This is a genomic window from Flavobacterium sp. (assembly GCF_965284515.1).
Lineage (GTDB): Bacteria > Bacteroidota > Bacteroidia > Flavobacteriales > Flavobacteriaceae > Flavobacterium.
The window spans coordinates 169,514-188,560 of the sequence record NZ_OZ260089.1; the positions used below are offsets into that span (position 1 = coordinate 169,514).

The window sequence follows — 19,047 nt, forward strand, 5'->3', positions numbered from 1 at the left end:
CAACTACTTTGAATACTACAACTACAATTTTAGAATCTGCCAAAAAAACAATTTTAGCCGAAAGCGAAAGTGTTGCAAATTTGGTTAATTATTTAACGGATGATTTCGCAAAAAGTGTAGAGATAATCTTCAAATCTAAAGGAAGACTTGTTATTACAGGTATTGGAAAAAGTGCAATTATTGCTCAAAAAATAGTTGCAACTTTAAATTCAACCGGAACACCTTCTATTTTCCTACATGCGTCTGAAGCAGTTCATGGCGATTTAGGAATGGTTCTTCCTGAAGATGTAATTATATGTATTTCAAAAAGCGGAAACAGCCCTGAAATTAAAGTTTTAGTGCCTCTTTTAAAAAGATTTGGCAATACACTAATAGGAATGACATCTGATTTAAATTCTTTTTTAGGAAAAGAATCTCATTTCATTCTACATGCTCATGTAGACAATGAAGCCTGTCCTAATAATTTAGCTCCAACAAACAGCACTACTGCTCAATTGGTTTTAGGTGATGCTTTAGCTGTAGCTTTAATGGAAGTTAGAAATTTTAAAAATGAAGACTTTGCTATATATCATCCTGGTGGAGCATTAGGAAAAAAATTGTTGTTGAAAGTTAAAGATATGCTGGACACAACACATAAACCACAAGTTTCACCTAATGACAGTATTAAGAAGGTGATTATGGAAATATCCGAAAAAAGACTTGGTGTTACAGCTGTTGTTGAAAACAATACCGTTATAGGAATTATTACTGATGGTGATATTAGAAGAATGCTTAACACACGTGATACTTTTGCAGATTTAGAAGCGCAAGATATTATGACTAAAAACCCTAAAAACATTAGTTCTTCAATATTAGTTTCAGAGGCTTTAGATATTCTTGAAAATAATTCTATAACACAATTAGTTGTTTTAGAAGACAATAAATATTTAGGTGTTTTACATTTACACGATATTTTAAAAGAAGGAATTGTATAATGGCAAAGAAGAATTTGAGTGAAATGTCTTTTTTAGATCATCTTGAAGAATTAAGATGGCTTTTAATAAGAAGCACAATTGCCATTCTTGCTTGTGCAACAATTGCATTCTTTTTTAGCGACTTTATATTTGACGAAATTTTATTTGGCCCTAAAAATGTAGACTTTATTACATATCGTTTTTTTTGTGACTTATCTCAAGAATTTGGATTAGATAAAAGTCTTTGTGTTACCGAAATCCCTATGCGAATTCAAAGTAGGGAAATGGGCGGACAATTTTCAGCTCACATGTGGACTTCCATAACAGCTGGATTCATTTTAGGGTTCCCATTTATTATTTGGGAATTTTGGAAATTCATAAGACCTGCTCTATATGATAATGAAAAAAAATATGCAGTATTATTTATCATTACTGCTTCTGTTTTATTTTTCACTGGTGTATTATTTGGTTATTTTGTAATTGCTCCTTTATCTGTTAACTTTTTAGCAAATTACAATGTAAGTAAAGAAATTTTTAATGATATTGATTTAAGCTCTTACATCAGTTTATTGAGATCATCAACAGTTGCTTGCGGGCTATTATTTGAATTGCCAATAGTGATTTACTTTTTAACTAAATTAGGAATAGTAACTCCAAGTTCGCTTAGAACTTATCGTAAATACACACTTGTAATTGTATTAATTCTTTCAGCTATTATTACGCCTCCAGATGTAATTAGCCAAATCATAGTAGCAATTCCAATCATGATTTTATATGAGTTGAGTATTTTAATAAGTGTTATCGTTTATAAAAAACAAGAAAAACCCCAATAATTATGTCAAATTTAGTACAAGAATTTAATGATTATCGTTCTAAAATGAATGATAAACTTTTGGCTGACAACAATAAAATAGTAAAAAGAATTTTTAATTTAGACACGAATGCATACGCAGAAGGTGCTTTAGATGTTAAAACAAAAGAGCTTTTAGGGCTAGTTGCTTCTTCAGTTTTAAGATGTGACGATTGCATTAAATACCATTTAGAAACTGCATTTAAAAACGGAATTACCAAAGAAGAAATGATGGAAGCAATGGGAATAGCTACTTTAGTAGGAGGAACAATTGTAATCCCTCATTTAAGAAGGGCTTATGAGTTTTGGGAGGCATTGGAAGAAAGTGTTCAGTAACAGGATAAATTATTGTTAAATCGCTTAACTGTTAAATTGTTTATTCGTTTATTTGTGGCTAAATGTTCCCTTTTAAACCCATAAACTTTTAAACTCATAACCATAATATGAAACTAAGAGCAGAAAATTTAGTCAAAACGTATAAAAAAAGGAGTGTCGTTAAAGGCATTTCTGTTGAAGTTAATCAAGGAGAAATTGTAGGTCTATTAGGACCTAATGGAGCAGGGAAAACAACTTCATTTTATATGATTGTAGGGCTAGTTAAGCCAAATAGCGGAAACATATATTTAGATGATTTAAACATCACTAATTTCCCAATGTTCAAAAGAGCACAAAACGGTATTGGTTATTTAGCTCAAGAAGCTTCTGTTTTTAGAAAACTAAGTATTGAGGATAATATATTAAGCGTACTTCAATTAACAAACAAAACAAAGCAAGAACAAGAAGCTAAAATGGAAGAATTAATTTCTGAATTTTCTTTGGAACACATTAGAACCAATAGAGGAGATTTACTTTCCGGAGGAGAAAGAAGAAGAACAGAAATTGCACGTTGTTTAGCAACCGATCCTAAATTCATTTTATTAGACGAACCTTTCGCTGGAGTCGACCCTGTTGCTGTAGAAGACATTCAACGAATTGTAGCACAATTAAAAAATAAAAATATAGGGATTTTAATTACCGATCATAACGTTCAGGAAACACTTGCTATTACTGACAAAACCTATTTAATGTTTGAAGGTGGAATTTTAAAAGCGGGTAAACCCGAAGAATTAGTAGAAGATGAAATGGTAAGAAGAGTGTACTTAGGTCAGAATTTTGAATTACGAAAAAAGAAAATAGAATTTTAAATGATATAAAAAGCTTTGCAGAAATGTAAAGCTTTTATTTTATACACTTGTTTTGAAGCGATAAAACCGAACCATTATATACATTTAAGTCCAATCTTCCTTTTATTCCATCAACTTCACCATTTTCGGTAAATTGCCAAAAGTCCCATTCGTCTTTGATCTCTTTTATCCAAAAATTATAATTTGCAATCCAAAAAGGGTAATCAGAGAACTCATCTTTTAAAAAATCGTTATAATAACTTTCACCAGAATAAATAATTGGTTTTACTTTATAATGCTTTTCAACAACATCTAACCATCTTTTTAAACCCAGTTTTAAATTAGCAATGGATTGTGTTTTAGGTAATTTTTCAATATCTAAAACCGGTGGCAAGTCGCCTTTTTTAAGTTGTACTGTTTGAATGAAATTATTGGCTTGTTCAATTGAATTTTCGTTAGGACGATAATAATGATAAGCACCACAAATTAAATTTCTTTGCTTTGCGTTTTTCCAATTTTCTTTAAACCTTCTGTCTACTTTATTATTTCCCGCAGTTGCACGAATGAAAACAAATGACAATTCGAAAGATTCATCAATGTTATACGTCTTTTCCCAATCAATTACACTTTGGTATTCAGAAACATCAAAACCTAATGCTTTATCATCATGATTTAACAAAACCTTTTCAATATGTTCGTTTGAAATTTTTCTTTCCTCTTCGGATAAAGAACTATAGGGTCTTTCAGGTATAAAACCTAAATAAGATAAAAACCGTGTGTGATACTTATACCCAATAATAATTACCATCAGCAATAAAATTCCCGATGTTATTATTTTAAAATGATAATTAGAGGTTTTCTTTTTTGTAGTTCTTTTTACAACTACTCTCTTTCTCGTAGCCAAATGATGTTATTTTTTAGATAACGAATTTAGCACCAAAGAAAGTACTATGTAAGAAACAATAATTAAAGGAATTGCTACAAATTTTAAAACAATTAGCATAATTACAGCAAAAACAGTAAAAGAAATTTGAAGTTTTGCTTCAACCCAATTCAACTTTTTAAATTTTAAAGAGAATAAAGGAATTTCAGCATTTAATAGAAAAGTACTTATTAAAGTAATCGCTAATAACACATATGGATTATCTAACGCAACATTAATCCACTCGTATCTACCAAAATATTGAATCATTGGGATACTAACAATCAACATAGCATTTGCAGGAGTTGGCAAACCAATAAAGGAATTTGTTTGTCTGGTATCAATATTAAAATTAGCCAAACGATAACATGAAGCTAAAGTAATTAAAAACCCAAAATAAGGAATAACCCCCATATAAAAAGTCTCCTCAGTAAGCATATATTCTGGTTGATTTTGCTGAATCGTATCAAACAATTTATACATTAATAAACCAGGAACTACACCACTAGTAACCATATCCGCAAGGGAATCTAATTGAACACCTAGCGGACCAGCAACACCAAACTTACGTGCCAAGAAGCCGTCCCAAAAATCAAAAAATATTCCTAACGAAACAAAAATAAAGGCATGGTCATAAAAGCCATTAAAAATTGCAATAAGAGCAAGTAAACCGCTTAATAGATTTAAAAGAGTCAATGCGTTTGGAATATGTTTTTTAATGTTCATATATTAAATAATAACTTTGTTTTAATATTTTTAGAGCTATCTGAATAAACACATAATGTAATTTATCTCATGCTAAAGGTACAAATATACAAAACCAAATGAGTGGCTTCAAATTATTTAAAGCAAATGTAATACAATAAGTTAATAGAAATTGAGTTTAGTAATTAAGAATTTTATTAGATATTTGTAAAAATTAAAACGGCTTTGAAAAAGACCTTTATATTCATTATTTTTTTACAATCATTATTATCTTTTGGTCAATCAGTTAGAAAATACTCTAATGAATTTTTGAGTATTGGTGTTGATGCAGCTGCACTTGGAATGAGTAATGCTGTTACTGCTCAAAGTAGCGATGTTAACTCGGGATATTGGAATCCTGCAGGGTTAATAAAATTAGAAGATAGTCAGATTGCAATTATGCACGCTAGTTACTTTGCTAACATAGCCCAATATGACTATGCTGGTTTTGCAATGCCACTCGATACAGAAAGCGCCGTAGGAATTTCCTTAATTCGTTTTGGAGTTGACGACATATTAAACACTACACAGTTAATAGATAGCCAAGGAAATATTGATTACAACAGAATTTCTCTCTTCTCTACTGCAGATTATGCTTTAACTGTTTCGTATGCAAGAAGTTTACCCATTGATGGATTGAACATTGGGGTTAACGGTAAAGTCATTAGAAGAGTAATTGGAGATTTTGCAAACTCATGGGGATTTGGATTTGATTTAGGACTACAATACATTAGTGATGAAGAAGACTGGAAATTCGGATTAATGTTAAGAGACATAACCACAACATATAACACTTGGACTATTGATGAGGATAAGTACAATGAAATTAAAGATGCAGTTCCAGGAGAGAATCAAGAATTACCTGAAACATCTGAAATTACCTTACCAAAAGCTCAACTAGGAATTGCAAAAAAATACATTATTCGATACGATTATAGCCTAACTGCTGCCGCGAATTTAAACATGCAGTTTACACAAACCAACGACATTATTTCTACTAGCTTAGTAAGTATCGATCCTGCTTTAGGTTTTGAATTTGGTTATGTAGATTTGGTTTACTTAAGAGGTGGTGTTGGAAATTTTCAACAAATTACACAAATAGACAATTCGAATAAATTAAGCTTTCAACCTAATATAGGTCTTGGTTTTAAATATAAAGGCATTCAAATTGATTATGCTCTTACCGATTTAGGTGATCAAAGTGCGGCACTTTATTCAAACATTTTCTCTTTAAAAATTGATTTTGATATTTTTAGACGTTAAAATTCACTAATGAAAAAACTTTACACATTCTTTCTTTTTTTATTTTCAATAAGCAATTATTCTCAAAGCAACTCGTTAACTGAATCCTCAAAAGTTAGTATTCTTACTTGTGGAACAGGTAATGAATCATACTCTTTATATGGGCATACAGGTATTAGAATTAAAGATTCATTAAGAGGAATTGATATTGTGTATAATTATGGAGCATTTGACTTTGACACCCCTAATTTTATGCTAAAATTTGTAAAAGGCGATTTACAATATTTTGTTACTACAAATAGCTATCAAGATTTTGAATACAGTTATAAATATGAAAACAGGTCTATTTACGAACAAGAATTAAATATTTCCATAGAAAAAAAACAAGAACTATATAAGAATTTAAACAGTTCATTATTTAGTGACGACAGATTTTATACTTATAAGTTTATTGACCGTAACTGCACCACAATGGTAATTGACAAAATCAATGAAATTTTAGGAGAAGAAATCATTACAACTGTTAAACCTATTGCATTTTCATACAGAGATATACTTTATCCTTATTTGGAAAATCATTATTTTGAAAAACTAGGAATTAACATCATTTTTGGAGAAAAAGTGGACAGAAAAGCTGAGACACTTTTTTTACCTCTAGAACTGCATTCGGTTTTAAAAAATTCACAATATAACGGAAAATTATTAGTTGAAAACAACAAAACTATTTTTGAAGCTGAAAAGTTAGAGTTCAAAGAATCTTTAATCAATTCACCTTATCTTATTATTTTACTTTTAGCTTTAATTGTATTTATTAATAACAAGAAAATTATTTCTGTTTATTTTACAATCATTGCCTTATTAGGTGTTTTTTTATTATTAGTAGGAATATATTCTTTTCACGAAGAAGTGCTATGGAATTATAATATCTTACTATTTAATCCTTTATTATGTTGTTTTATTTTTTCTTTATATAAACGAAATTCAAAAATTATAATCACATGGGGAAGAATTAATTTAATATGCATAATTCTTCACTTTTTGCTAATTATTAACAAAGTAGATCTAATGCTTTTATTACCCTTTACAATTGCGCATTTTGTAATTGTGAGTAGAATTATAATAACGTGTAAAAAAGAAACTAAAATTAAGAAGACTATTGTCCTTTAAAGAACAAAACTGTGTTTAATGTTTTAAGTACTATATTCAAATCTAAGAATAAACTTCTGTGTTTAATATAGAATAAATCATACCTCAATTTCATGAGACTATCTTCTATACTTTCTCCATAAGAGTAATTTACTTGTGCCCAACCCGTTAAACCTGGCTTAACAACATGTCTTGTTTGGTATAAAGGTATTTTTTTTGCAATTTTATCTACAAATACTGGCCGTTCTGGTCTTGGGCCAATCAGTGCCATTTCACCTAATAAAACATTAATGAATTGAGGAATCTCGTCTAACCTAGACTTTCTAATAAACCTTCCAAAAGTTGTTACTCGAGTATCATTTGTTGTCGCAAAAACAGCACCTTCTTTTTCTGCATTTATAATCATACTTCTTAATTTATAAATTTTAAACGGAATACCGTTTTTACCAACCCTTTCCTGTGTATAAAACATAGGACCTCTGTTCCAAACTAAATTAAACACAAAAAGAATTGGCAGTATGATTAACAAAAATGATAAACCAACAAATGCGAAAAAGATATCAAAGAAACGACTATAAAATAAATATAATTTATTTTGATTACTTCTACTAAAAGGAAAAAACTTAAACAACTCTTTATCTTCAGCCTGCAATGGAAGTCTATTTGTTATTTGCTCATAAACATCCGAATACTGTCTAATTACAATCCCACTTTCTAAAAACTGAAGGAGAATTTCATATTGTTCAAAATTAATCGATTTATTTGTCTCATCCGTAACGATAATTTCTGAAACTGAATTTAGGTGAACAATTGATTTTAAATCTGATATTTTGATTTGAGGAATTTCACTCTCAACTTCTTTATCATCGGTTGTTACAAATCCAACTATTTGAAAGTGAGGATTGGCTTTTGTTAACCTGTTTATTAATTCATTCATTTTCTTAGCTCCTCCAATAAAAACTACCCTTTTTATAAATCGATTTGTTGCCAAAAAAGTAATGTATAGATTTCTCCAAATTAATAATGAAACTAAAATTGACAAATAAAATAAAATAATTTGCAACCTGTTAGATGGTAAAACAGGTGTAAAAAAAGGTGTTAAAAGATAGAGTAAAGTAGTTACAGAAGTAGTTAAAATTACACTTTTAAGTGTTTGATATTTATTACTTGCCGTTTGCAAATTATACATATCAAAAACAGTTCCTATAATAGTAATATAAGCAGCTAGAAGTATAGCCCAATAATAGTTATCTTGTCTTATTGAAAAATAATCAAATCTAAAATAATGACTTATTAAATGTAAAGTCCCTAGAATAAAAAACACATCAAAAATCCTTAAGAGAATTTTTCTCTCCGAAATTTCAAAATGTATTTTATTACTTGTAGACATGTTTTTAAAACTTTTATTCACAACAAAGAAACAAAATATCTATTAAAGATTTAACAACTTTTTGCGGATTTCCTCAAGTTACTAACTTAAGAGCTTAATCCATTGATTTTTGACCACTGTCCAGTCCATTTGTTCAACAAAGACCCTTCCCTTTTTTGATAGCAATAATGCTATTTCTTGATTTTCAATTAAGCTAATAATAGAATTAGCCATATGATCACTATCGTTGTCATTTACTAATATAGCGTTTTCATTGTTTTTTAACAAAAAAGGAATGCCACCAACATTAGTAGAAATAATTGGCAAACCTAAAGCCATGGCCTCCATAACACTAATTGGTGTGTTATCAAAATGAGTAGTGTTTATAAAAAAATCGTAATTTACTGATAAATCAATCCATTCCTTTTTACTTAATCTATTCGTAAAACACACTTCAACATCTAATTGTTTAGCGTATTGCTTGGTAGTTTCCATGCTTCCGTCTTTATCAGGTCCTACCATAGTAAGCGAAGTATTTGGAAAACGAACTTGCAATTTCTTTAAAACATCAACCGCCATTTTAGGGTTGTATATCGTAGCAAAAGCTCTTACCCATAATAATTTAGGTTCAAATGATTTTCTCACCTTAAACGGATAATTATTGAGTTCAATACTGTTAGGAATATATTCTAAATTTTGAAAACCCCTTTTGGCAAATTCAGATAATAAATAATTAGAAGGCGCCACATTTTTAAAAGCGTTTTTAAAAAGCATTTTACATAATTTTGGATGACTATCTAGACGCTTCGGCAAATCTCCACCGTGTAAAATAGGAATGTATTTTGTTTGAAACACTCGCGCTATTTGACTGCACAAAAAAGCATACCAAAAACTCGAAGTACTGTAGGTATCTATAATAATATAATCGACTTTTTTTGCGTATTTAAAGGTTGTCAAAATCATATCCACTAAACGCAACAGTTGATTTTTCTTACTGGATGTATAAAAAACAACATATCCTTCCTCTTCAAAAGATTTCCCTAAAGTTTCAACAGTGGTTTTATTATATCCGTGCTTGGAAATGGCATTACCTATGTAGAGAAGTTTAATCAAAATATTAATTTATTTTATATAAAAAAAGATTATCTTCATTATAAGTTAACTCTAATTCCTTTTTCTTTCTCTCCTTTTCAAAAATAAGGTAGTCCACTCCTTTTTCTTTATAATATTGAATACTATCTTGAAAATTCTTACTTGATTTTAATTCATTTAAATTTTTATACCAATTGATAAATTGATGAGGATTTCCTTCGATAAGCATAGACGCCCCTTTACCATCTAAAATAACTGATCGTTTTGCGGCACTTCTTAAAATAAAATAATCTGCAAACAATGCATCTTGATGGGTATTTTTTTCTATAAATACAGAAAGTCTGTCTATGGGTTTTAATTTAGACTCTGGTTTTGCAATAATCTCAGAAAACATAGGAAATACCGTTCTGGAGATATCGTCAGAGAAAAACGGAATATTATTAAAAACAGAAAGTTTAGAAAAAGCTACAAGAGCCACAAAAGTTAACACACCAATAGCTTTCGTTTTTTCACTGAACTTTTTTGCAGCTTCAATGAGCAAAATACCTAAAGAAAATAGCCCTAAAACAATCATTGTTTTTTGTGCTCTAACTAACTGAAAAGACATTCGTAAATTCTTATCAAACTGATTGTTGATAAAATTTTCAACTACAATAGAAAGTAAAGGAAAAATCATGGTAAAAATAAATGCAATAAAAACTATCCAAAAAGTTTTCTTGTACTTATTTTTATAAAAGGAAAGGATAAATAACCCTAAAATAGGCAACACAAAAAATAGTGTTTTTGGCTTAAGCCATTGTAAAGAATATTTAGAAATATCCGTAAAAAAAGAAGGTATACGTGCATTAAAAGCTAATGCATAGTCATTTAAATCATACTGAACAGACGTATCTGTTTTGGTAAAATAAGTCATCACAAACGGAAGCATTCCTAACACCATCATTATCAATCCTATAAGAAGAGCCTTGAAATTAATTTGTTCCTTATGGAAAACACAATACCCTCCTACAACACCAAGAAACAGTAAAACTCCCCCTATTCCAGTAATTGGATGAAAATTAAATATAAGACCAATTGTAAAAAAGGCTAACAAAAGATATTTTACACTCTTCTCTGCTTTGTGCAAAAACAAAAAAGGAATAGGTAAAAACGCTATATAAAAAGTTCTTGGCATTATGGTCCATAAATCAGATATCCCCCAAATTTCATAACCTGGTAACCATACAATACCCCTGACAATTACAGACAATAAAAAAGAAATCCAAAAATCTTTTTTAAAGAAAACATAAAAACCTAAAAACCACAACACCCCATATAAAAAATGAAGGATTGTTGCAAAAAAATTAATTCCTGCAATATAATCACCCTCAGAAATTTTTGAAAAGAAACGGATGGTTTCAATGTAAAACGGAGTATAATACTTTACATTATCTAATGTATTAAGATATAAGTCCTCTTTAAAAAGGTCTGGATCATCAATTTTATAACATACTGGAATTGCATTTTGAGAATCTGTAGACAGCTCAGAAAACCCAACCCCCAAGTTGTCTAAATAAAAACCAATTGCGATCAACAAATTAAAAGCAACAATAAATAAAATTTGTTTTCTACTCATTATCTACCACTTTTGGTGCGTTAAAAATATCATATTGAATAAACTGTAGCAATAATTGAAACCCAAGTATCAAACTAATTGTTGCAATCATAATAGTACCTGTTGGTGTAGGTGTCTTAATTTGTGCATAGTGATGCCAATTCATACCTCCAAAAATAAGTCCGAACAAAAATAGAAGCTTCCCAAAAATTAAATAAACAGAACCAATATTAAAATCATATAAAAAATAACTTTTGAGAATTCTTTTGACAAATAATTTCAACAAATTAAATGAAAAAACAAATGGCATCTTCCAAACCTTCATGCTTGATTTTTCATCCCCATAAATAGCTGGCATTGTAATATCTTTTATTTTAACTCCATTAAAATAAAATTCAGAAAGTAATGATGTTTCAAAGAAATATCGATTGGATAAATTTTCGAAATCGATATCTTTTAAAACATTCGTTTTAATTGCTATAAAACCATTGGTAGGGTCAAAATTATTCCAATACCCTGTTGCAATTTTTGCTAAAAATGAAATCCCTAAATTACCAATTCTTCTTACTAAAGGCATTTTTTTCAATTCTTTTGTTCTTTTGAACCTATTGCCTTTAGAAACATGTGCTTTGTTTTCGATTAGTGGTTTTATCATTTCAGGTAAATAAGATATATCCATCTGATCATCGGCATCGACTTTTATAACTATATCAAATCCTTTTTCAATAGCAAATTGGAATCCTTTTTTTGTTGCTCCACCAACTCCTAGATTCACTTCACAATCTATTATAAATAATTCAGTCTTTTGATTTTTTTCACTTTTAATTATCTCAAACGGTAATACATCTGGACTTTTATCATTTACAATAATAATTCCATCAATATAGTCTGGTAATTTATTTATTACTGAAGCAATATGCTTTGACGCATTATAGTATGGAATTACTACTACTATTCTATTATTCTTTGTTTTCATTCGTTTTTACTTTTAGAATATAATGAGGAGATAATAATATTGTAGTGACAAAAAAGTACAACCCTAACAATGCAAATAAAGGTCTATATATGTATAAGTGCTCTCCAAAAAGTAATGTTATTGCCATTGAAATTGTTAATCCAATCAAAACAACCTTCATGTTCTTAAAATTCTTAATTGGAATAAAAAGAGGATACAACAACCATCTAAAATACAAAAACATACCTACTAAACCCAATTCATTAATTACACTTAAATACATATTATGAGCAGAAGAACCAATCATAAGCCTGTTGTTAAAACCAACACCAAATGGAATGATATAAGGTTGCTCTATTAAGTATTCAATATACATTATCGACAAACCTTTTCTTCCAGAACCTAAGTCTTCATATAATTCGTCTACATTTGCCTCTTTTATATCATTAGGGTTTTTGACTTTTTTAACAACTCTATTTTCATAAACCTCTATAGCTTTCTCAACTACTCCAATATTCAATGAAGATAGAATTAAACCCAAAACAGAAAAAATAACAACAGAATATAAAAAGTTTTTAGTTTTAAAAATTGAATACACAACTAAAAATACACCCAAAGCAACATATGTTGTTCTAGAACCACTAATAATTAGAGTTAATAGTGAAATAGAAGTCGCTATAATTGCTATAGTTTTATTAATCTTTACATTTTTATCATTTAACACCCCTATGCCCAAAATAAAAATAAACAAACAAGTCATTCCTAGAACAATTTTATTAGGACCAAGTGTTCCAGACAAAAAACTATATACTCTAAGATATTCATCACTCCATAAAAAAGGGACTATATTTAAATTTTGAAGAATTACAATTAAGAATGTTACAATTGCTAAAACAAATGAAGTAGTTACAATTTTTTTTAATTGTTTCAAGTCTTGTATGTAAATAACGAGAAAAACTGCACCTAAAAAGAAAGTCCAAAAATGATATAAATACAATAAAGACTGTAAGGCCTTTACAGGTCTGTTTAAACCAAAACTAAAAATTAAAGTAAAAAACCACATTATATTACACCATAAGAGTAAATAATATGCATATCGTAGAGTTTTTTCATTATATATTACAGCCTTTATTTCATCTCTATTCTTTAAGTAAATATAAATTATTAAAACACCTACAAAGTCAAATAATCTTAATTCATTATCCCCAGTAACACTATAATTCATTACTGGTAAATTATAAAAAAAAGAAAACAAAAGAGAATACACAGCGTACTTCACCCACTTAGAATAAGTTAAGTTTTTAAGTTCTGGATATTTAGTTTCTAATATCATTTTTATTTAATGTAAAATAATAGCACTACTGGTATTAGTAGATTTGAGATAAATATGTTGTGATTATAGCTTCTTCAGAAAAATGACTAGATACATGGGCTTTTATATTCTTTTCAAGATATTTTCTATATTCTGGTTCTTCTATTAATCTTTCAATTGCTGTACAAAAGGCTTTTTCATCAAATCCTTCAATTAGCATTCCTGTTTCATTGTTAATAATTACTCTTCCTACATCACCTACATTGCTCGCCACTACCGTTTTGCCCATTATACCAAATTCCAACAAACTTACGGGCAATCCTTCCGAAAGAGAGGTTAATATCCCAAAAGCAGATTGCTCAATAAGACTAGACACTTCATTTTGAGAACCGTATAGATACACATTTTTTTCTAAATCTAAAGTAATGATTTCCTTTTTAATTTTAGTGGAATAGGCATCGTTAAAATCTTTACCCACCAAATGAAAAGTCCATTCAGGATTTGACAATTTTAACATTACCGCTATTTTCAAAATGAGTTCATGATTCTTTTCCGACCTAAGATTTGCTAAACATAAAATTCTTTTACCTTCAACACCTTTTAACAAGGAAGTAGGATTGCTATTAAAATCTACAGAGGGAAAGTTCGCCAAATAAATATTATGGCTTGTTCTTAATTTTTTATCTGTCCATAATTGTAAAAATGGATTGACCGAAATCGTTAAGTTAAAAAAAAATGAACAACATTTTAAAAGAAATAAGTAATACCCTTTTAAATTATCACTTGCTCCTAAGTGATTATGCCAAATAATTTTAATCTTAGGGATTGTTGCTTTTATTAAAGTTGCCCAAAAAAAAGAAGAGCTATGGGCATGTATGTGTGTTATTTTATTTTGAATGCAATATTTACGGAAGCTAAACAATGCTTTAAAGTCAAAATTCCCTTTTTTATTAAGAAAAAGATATACAACTTCTTGGTTAACAAATTCTTTTAACCCTCCTTCTTTTCTAGTAACCACTAATCCTGAAAAAGTAATTTTATTCGCCAATGCATTGGCGTAATTCACCGCCATACGTTCAGCTCCTCCAGGTTCTAAACTGTCGATTAATTGTACTATTTTTACATTTTTATTTGCAGGCAAAAGTTAGTGTTTTATGTGGTAAAAGTAGGGAAAAGGATTAGTTGATACAAATAAATGTTTTTGGTGTTGGGTGTTAGGTATTGGGTACTGGAAAAAGGAGTCTTAGAGAATCGCAAACTATATTTACAATCACAATACATTTAAGTACTCAACAACTTTTGTATTTCTTTTTCAAACAAATCAGTAGTAAAGTGTTGCGACCATTTTATTCCGTTTTTGCTCATTTCTAGATAAGCAAAATCATTTTGTAGCAACTTTTTAATTTGTTCACTATCCTCTTCTAAATTCATTTGCAGCAAAACACCTCTATTTCCAAAATCTACCATATAAGGTACACATGAAACGGGGGTAACCAAAGGCACACAGCCCCAAAACATGGCTTCGGCCACAACTTTTGGCCATCCTTCACTCTTAGATGGTAATATTAAAAAATGACTTTCTTGGTAGGCTTTTTCTACACTTTCTTTGGTTTGATTTCCTTTTAAATATACTATTTCTTGTAATTGATTTTCTTGGATATAGCTTTCCAACTCTTCTCGTAAAGCACCTTCTCCATATAGCTCTAAAACTACGTTTTTACCCAACGAATGAAGTTCTTCAACTAATTGAATGGCATATAAAGGTTGTTTTCCTGGCGCAAGTGTTCCTACAAACAAAAAACGAATTACAGCATCTAATGATCGTATTGTTAATTCTTGCTTATCTTTTTCAGCGTAAGTAGCGGTAAAAAAGGGTTTGATGTTTTGGGTTTGATTAGGCCATTCACCATATACTAAAACCTGCATATTTTTAGTTAAAAAGGTATTGCTTAATATCCATTTTTGTAGGCGATAACTTAACGGTTGTTTGCTTTTTGGATCCCAATTGCCTGCGTATTTAGCGGTTTTTGGTTTGTTTGGAAATAGTATTTGCACAAAACATGCTAAAAGTGCAATGTTGCCAGGGCATCTTAAGTGAATGTGATCGGCTTTTTGCATTGCTTTATAAATAGTTCCAAGGTTTTGAAATATACTAGGAATTGCTGAAAACGCATTTCTTAAAGTAAGAACGTCAAATTCTTTCAGTTCAATAACTGGAAGTACTGGAAAAGACACTTTAGTAATTAACAACTTTTTATCGTCTTTCCATACTGGACAACAAAACTGAATTTCGTTTGCATATTTTGCCCATAATTGCATTTCTTTTTCATAAGGACCGTATAAAAACCATTGTTCCTCAATATAAACTAATGGAGCTGATGAAATGACTACTAATTTCTTCATTTAAATATATCCTTTTGAACTTTTACTTGAAACTTTAACTGCAGGAACCCCTAGCATCACACTATTTGAATCTACATTAGTATTTACTAGACTACAGGCCCCTATGAGCACATCATCATTTATAATGATTTTCCCTGCTAAAACACTATTTGCTCCAACATAAACATTATTTCCAATAATTGGCACTCCTCTTTTTTCTTCTATACCCGAAACACCTATTGTGACCCCTTGAGAGATGTTACAGTTATTCCCAATTTGTGTATTGGCATTTAAAATGATGCCTCCAAAATGTCCGATGTAAAATGAATGTCCGATTTGAGCAGAAGCTGGAATAGAAATTCCTGTTGTAATTTCCACAGTTTTTTGCCATAGTATACAAAAAACATGAAGTATTTGCTTTATAATAGGCAGTTTCATTTTATACACGTTGTTTGCAACACGATATTGGAAAACAGCCCAAAATCCTTGTGTAAAAAACAAAATGGTAATAAAGTTACCTCCGTATTTTTTATACTTTTTATAATCAGATTGTATGAGATTATAACAATTCATTCTTTTTTTTTATTTAAAAAAGTAAATATACAATTTACGATTAAGAAAGGAACTTTATTTTTTGTTGTAAAATTCATTTAATTCGTCTTTGACTTCATTCACTTCCAAACCCTCGAATCTGCAAAATTCTTTTATGGTGATTTTTTGATGCTTTTCTTTGTTAAAACTTCTTTTAATAACTCTCACTTTTTTTCTTGCATAACTAGGACTTACATTTAAAATGATTTCCACATCTTTAGGTCTAATAATTAAACGTGACATAGTTTTTAATTCTTAAATTATTATTATTTTACTTTTTAAGAACTTCATTAACAAAGGTAAAATATGGTCTTTTTATAAAATAGGACAGTTTTTTTGACCCCAAATTACCGCTGTTTACTTAGTATATTATACTCGTATTTCTTTATAGAAAACAAAAGTATAATCTCGTCTCGAATAAAAATAGGACAGTTTATTTTGTCTCTTTTTTAAGTTTTATAATGCTAAGTTACATTGAAAATTCAATGCTTTTTTAGCTCTTAAAAAAAGGCTGTTGTTGATAACTTTTTGTGTTTGTTTCCTGATGATTTTAATTACTTTCAAATTATATCAAATGTTGCAAAATGTTCCATTATTTACCATTAACAGTTATTCAAAATCACCCAAAATTAATTTTTAGCTGTTGATAAGTTTTTTTTCACATGTTCTCTCTCCATAAAAAAAATCAAAATAGTTTGTACAATTTGTTTCTCTTTGTATGGAGTATGTATGGAGTATGTATGGAGTATGTATGGATATGACACCTCCCTAGCCCTCCTCAAGGAGGGAACTCCTTATAAGAACTTTTTGTGGAATAGCGGGTTTTGATGAAATTGCGGATTTAGCTCCCCTCTTGAGAGGGGTTGGGGGTGTGTTTTTCGTATTCTATTTTAAAACTAAAACCTACACCTCCCTAGCCCTCCTCAAGGAGGGAACTCCTTCTAAGAACTTTTTATGAAATTGCGGATTTAGCTCCCCTCTTGAGAGGGGTTGGGGGTGTGTTTTTCGTGTTCTAGTATATATTCTTCTATTGCTCTTTTCACGTTTTCAGTATCTTTTAGTACTTGATGGTCTGAAAAGCGTAAAATATGAATTCCAAAACTATTCATTACTTTTTCTTTCTGCTGATCTTTTTGATAGACTTCTAAAAACTCATGAGAATAGCCATCTACTTCTATTCCTAGCATTAATTCGTAACAGAAAAAATCTAAAATGTAATTATCAATAGGTTTTTGTCTGTGGAAATCGTAACCATACATTTGGTCTCTTTTGAGTTTTTGCCATAGTATTATTTCTGCTTTTGTTGAATTGTTTCGCAATTGTTTGGCAAACTCTTTTAATTTAGGATTATATGGTATAATTCTTCTTTTCATATCTTCTAAATATTTTTTACACCTCCCTAACCCTCCTCAAGGAGGGAACCGTTGAGTGCTCTTACGAAGATATTAAGATTTTTATGATAAATAATAATTGTTTGAGGTAAAAAACACCTCCCTAACCCTCCTCGAGGAGGGAACTCCTTCTAATAACTTTTTGTGGAATTGCAGGGTTTTGATTTAGTTTGAAGAAATTACACCTCCCTAGCCCTCCTCATGGAGGGAACTAAATAATTGCGGTTATAATGTATATAAATGATTCCAAACGGTTCTTTTGGCTATAAACGGAACCTGCTATTTGCTTCTTAATCAGGGCCGTTATAGTTTTGAAATCGAATTAAGGCGCCTGATTCAACGTTTATTTATTAATATTTAAATTTTAGAAATTATGGCAAAACAAAAGTCATTTTTAAAAGTTGCGGGAACGTTAGATGGATTAACGTTTTACAAATCGGTTGACGGGCATTTGGTTCGTACCAAAGGTGGGGTTTCAAAAAATAGAATTATGAATGATCCTGCTTTTATTAGAACTCGAGAGAATATCGCGGAGTTTAGTACTACTGCACAATCGGGTAAATTATTGCGTACTTCTATAGGTACTATGCTGAATAGAGCAAAAGACCCTAGAATGAGTTCTCGTATGATGGGAATAATGAGTAAAGTTCGTCAACTTGATGGTGTTTCGGCTAGAGGACAACGTATTGTAGGGGAAGGTATTTTAACTGCTGGGGGAAAACAACTGTTAAAAGGTTTTGATTTTAACAATCGTGCTGCCTTACAAGCTGTTTTTCATGCCCCTTATACTTTAGACACCGTTACGGGAGAAGTTACAATACCTGATTTTGTTCCTTTGGATCAATTGAATGTTCCAGAAGGTGCTACTCATGTTTCTTTTCGCAGTGCATTTATTAACTTGGACTTTGCTACGGGTGAATTTGAAACGCAATATAGTTTAGTTGTTAATACTATATTGGATATGAGTTCTACTACTATTACCTTGACTCCTTCACAGGTTCCGGCGGGAATTGGTTCGCAACTCTATTTGTTATTGATTGAGTTTTTTCAGGAGGTTAATGGTGTTCAGTATCCGCTTAGGAATGGGGCTTTTAATGTGCTCAATTTATTGGAAATTGTTTAATTTTAAAAACGCTCTGAAAAGGGCGTTTTTTTTTGTTGTTAGCTTTTTGGTTTCTCTTAAAATGTGGTTTTTGAGTTGGTTAATAAAAACCTCCCTAGCCCTCCTCAAGGAGAGAACTCCTTCTAAGAACTTTTTTGTGGAATTGCGGGTTTTGATTTGACTTGGAGAAGTTACACCTCCCTAGCCCTCCTCGAGGAGGGAACTAGTAAGGATAATAA

19 protein-coding genes are annotated in these 19,047 nt (G+C 30.1%); 7 read left to right on the top strand and 12 right to left on the bottom strand.

Annotation, left to right across the window (positions count from 1 at the left end):
* The first annotated feature begins 8 nt into the window (after positions 1 to 8).
* From ACQ65T_RS00760 to lptB, 4 genes are all read left to right on the top strand, one after another.
* Positions 9 to 974, top strand: coding sequence for a KpsF/GutQ family sugar-phosphate isomerase (locus tag ACQ65T_RS00760; RefSeq protein WP_430399211.1), 966 nt, complete (start codon positions 9 to 11; stop codon positions 972 to 974).
* On the top strand, positions 974 to 1,786 hold the full coding sequence (gene tatC / locus ACQ65T_RS00765; RefSeq protein WP_430399212.1) for a twin-arginine translocase subunit TatC: 813 nt from the start codon (positions 974 to 976) through the stop codon (positions 1,784 to 1,786). Before ACQ65T_RS00760 ends, tatC begins: the two co-directional genes overlap by 1 nt.
* 2 nt (positions 1,787 to 1,788) lie before the next feature.
* A complete protein-coding gene (locus tag ACQ65T_RS00770; protein ID WP_430399213.1) occupies positions 1,789 to 2,139 on the top strand; it encodes a carboxymuconolactone decarboxylase family protein in 351 nt (116 codons plus the stop codon).
* Between the two features lie 107 nt (positions 2,140 to 2,246).
* Complete coding sequence (gene lptB / locus ACQ65T_RS00775; RefSeq protein ID WP_430399214.1) at positions 2,247 to 2,987, top strand: LPS export ABC transporter ATP-binding protein; 741 nt, start codon at positions 2,247 to 2,249, stop codon at positions 2,985 to 2,987.
* A gap of 34 nt (positions 2,988 to 3,021) precedes the next feature.
* On the opposite strand, the gene ACQ65T_RS00780 is transcribed toward lptB, so the two are convergent.
* Positions 3,022 to 3,870 (bottom strand): glycoside hydrolase family 25 protein, encoded by an 849-nt coding sequence (locus tag ACQ65T_RS00780; protein ID WP_430399215.1) that lies wholly within the window; start codon positions 3,868 to 3,870, stop codon positions 3,022 to 3,024.
* Positions 3,871 to 3,876: 6 nt separating this feature from the next.
* A complete protein-coding gene (locus tag ACQ65T_RS00785) occupies positions 3,877 to 4,614 on the bottom strand; it encodes a CDP-alcohol phosphatidyltransferase family protein (RefSeq protein WP_430399216.1) in 738 nt (245 codons plus the stop codon).
* 204 nt (positions 4,615 to 4,818) lie between these two features.
* Here ACQ65T_RS00785 and ACQ65T_RS00790 point away from each other — a divergent pair, with 204 nt between their 5' ends.
* Together ACQ65T_RS00790 and ACQ65T_RS00795 are read left to right on the top strand one after the other, a co-directional pair.
* Positions 4,819 to 5,895, top strand: a complete 1,077-nt coding sequence (locus tag ACQ65T_RS00790; RefSeq protein WP_430399217.1) for a PorV/PorQ family protein — start codon at positions 4,819 to 4,821, stop codon at positions 5,893 to 5,895.
* Positions 5,896 to 5,904: 9 nt separating this feature from the next.
* The gene (locus tag ACQ65T_RS00795) at positions 5,905 to 7,041 is read left to right on the top strand and encodes a DUF4105 domain-containing protein (RefSeq protein WP_430399218.1); all 1,137 of its coding nucleotides are present in this window, start codon (positions 5,905 to 5,907) and stop codon (positions 7,039 to 7,041) included.
* On the opposite strand, the gene ACQ65T_RS00800 is transcribed toward ACQ65T_RS00795, so the two are convergent.
* The 10 genes from ACQ65T_RS00800 to ACQ65T_RS00845 all read right to left on the bottom strand — a co-directional run bounded on the left by ACQ65T_RS00800 (position 7,028) and on the right by ACQ65T_RS00845 (position 17,688).
* Positions 7,028 to 8,410, bottom strand: a complete 1,383-nt coding sequence (locus tag ACQ65T_RS00800; protein ID WP_430399219.1) for a sugar transferase — start codon at positions 8,408 to 8,410, stop codon at positions 7,028 to 7,030. The two genes, ACQ65T_RS00795 and ACQ65T_RS00800, sit on opposite strands and share 14 nt — an antisense overlap.
* Before the next feature lie 81 nt (positions 8,411 to 8,491).
* Positions 8,492 to 9,502: a glycosyltransferase family 4 protein gene (locus tag ACQ65T_RS00805; RefSeq protein WP_430399220.1), complete on the bottom strand. Its 1,011-nt coding sequence runs from the start codon at positions 9,500 to 9,502 to the stop codon at positions 8,492 to 8,494.
* 4 nt (positions 9,503 to 9,506) lie between these two features.
* Positions 9,507 to 11,096 (bottom strand): hypothetical protein, encoded by a 1,590-nt coding sequence (locus tag ACQ65T_RS00810; RefSeq protein ID WP_430399221.1) that lies wholly within the window; start codon positions 11,094 to 11,096, stop codon positions 9,507 to 9,509.
* Entirely contained in the window at positions 11,089 to 12,051 is a 963-nt protein-coding gene (locus ACQ65T_RS00815; protein WP_430399222.1) for a glycosyltransferase family 2 protein, read from the bottom strand. Before ACQ65T_RS00815 ends, ACQ65T_RS00810 begins: the two co-directional genes overlap by 8 nt.
* Complete coding sequence (locus ACQ65T_RS00820) at positions 12,035 to 13,363, bottom strand: O-antigen ligase family protein (protein WP_430399223.1); 1,329 nt, start codon at positions 13,361 to 13,363, stop codon at positions 12,035 to 12,037. The genes ACQ65T_RS00815 and ACQ65T_RS00820 overlap by 17 nt, the downstream gene beginning before the upstream one ends.
* Positions 13,364 to 13,397: 34 nt before the next feature.
* Positions 13,398 to 14,483 (bottom strand): glycosyltransferase, encoded by a 1,086-nt coding sequence (locus tag ACQ65T_RS00825; RefSeq protein ID WP_430399224.1) that lies wholly within the window; start codon positions 14,481 to 14,483, stop codon positions 13,398 to 13,400.
* 140 nt (positions 14,484 to 14,623) lie between these two features.
* A complete protein-coding gene (locus ACQ65T_RS00830) occupies positions 14,624 to 15,745 on the bottom strand; it encodes a glycosyltransferase family 4 protein (protein ID WP_430399225.1) in 1,122 nt (373 codons plus the stop codon).
* The gene (locus ACQ65T_RS00835; RefSeq protein WP_430399226.1) at positions 15,746 to 16,297 is read right to left on the bottom strand and encodes a serine O-acetyltransferase; all 552 of its coding nucleotides are present in this window, start codon (positions 16,295 to 16,297) and stop codon (positions 15,746 to 15,748) included.
* Positions 16,298 to 16,351: 54 nt separating this feature from the next.
* Entirely contained in the window at positions 16,352 to 16,558 is a 207-nt protein-coding gene (locus tag ACQ65T_RS00840; RefSeq protein WP_430399227.1) for a hypothetical protein, read from the bottom strand.
* A gap of 725 nt (positions 16,559 to 17,283) precedes the next feature.
* Complete coding sequence (locus ACQ65T_RS00845; RefSeq protein WP_430399228.1) at positions 17,284 to 17,688, bottom strand: endonuclease domain-containing protein; 405 nt, start codon at positions 17,686 to 17,688, stop codon at positions 17,284 to 17,286.
* Positions 17,689 to 18,079: 391 nt separating this feature from the next.
* On the opposite strand from ACQ65T_RS00845, the gene ACQ65T_RS00850 reads away from it, so the two are divergent.
* On the top strand, positions 18,080 to 18,829 hold the full coding sequence (locus tag ACQ65T_RS00850) for a hypothetical protein (RefSeq protein ID WP_430399229.1): 750 nt from the start codon (positions 18,080 to 18,082) through the stop codon (positions 18,827 to 18,829).
* Positions 18,830 to 19,047 lie beyond the last annotated feature (218 nt).

Coding starts and splice junctions, on each gene's coding strand:
- ACQ65T_RS00795 (WP_430399218.1), top strand. CDS start 5,905: ATGAAAAAACTTTACACATTCTTTCTTTTTTTATTTTCAATAAGCAAT.
- ACQ65T_RS00810 (WP_430399221.1), bottom strand. CDS start 11,096: ATGAGTAGAAAACAAATTTTATTTATTGTTGCTTTTAATTTGTTGATC.
- ACQ65T_RS00800 (WP_430399219.1), bottom strand. CDS start 8,410: ATGTCTACAAGTAATAAAATACATTTTGAAATTTCGGAGAGAAAAATT.
- ACQ65T_RS00785 (WP_430399216.1), bottom strand. CDS start 4,614: ATGAACATTAAAAAACATATTCCAAACGCATTGACTCTTTTAAATCTA.
- tatC (WP_430399212.1), top strand. CDS start 974: ATGGCAAAGAAGAATTTGAGTGAAATGTCTTTTTTAGATCATCTTGAA.
- ACQ65T_RS00835 (WP_430399226.1), bottom strand. CDS start 16,297: ATGAATTGTTATAATCTCATACAATCTGATTATAAAAAGTATAAAAAA.
- ACQ65T_RS00830 (WP_430399225.1), bottom strand. CDS start 15,745: ATGAAGAAATTAGTAGTCATTTCATCAGCTCCATTAGTTTATATTGAG.
- ACQ65T_RS00815 (WP_430399222.1), bottom strand. CDS start 12,051: ATGAAAACAAAGAATAATAGAATAGTAGTAGTAATTCCATACTATAAT.
- ACQ65T_RS00845 (WP_430399228.1), bottom strand. CDS start 17,688: ATGAAAAGAAGAATTATACCATATAATCCTAAATTAAAAGAGTTTGCC.
- lptB (WP_430399214.1), top strand. CDS start 2,247: ATGAAACTAAGAGCAGAAAATTTAGTCAAAACGTATAAAAAAAGGAGT.
- ACQ65T_RS00850 (WP_430399229.1), top strand. CDS start 18,080: ATGGCAAAACAAAAGTCATTTTTAAAAGTTGCGGGAACGTTAGATGGA.
- ACQ65T_RS00770 (WP_430399213.1), top strand. CDS start 1,789: ATGTCAAATTTAGTACAAGAATTTAATGATTATCGTTCTAAAATGAAT.
- ACQ65T_RS00820 (WP_430399223.1), bottom strand. CDS start 13,363: ATGATATTAGAAACTAAATATCCAGAACTTAAAAACTTAACTTATTCT.
- ACQ65T_RS00840 (WP_430399227.1), bottom strand. CDS start 16,558: ATGTCACGTTTAATTATTAGACCTAAAGATGTGGAAATCATTTTAAAT.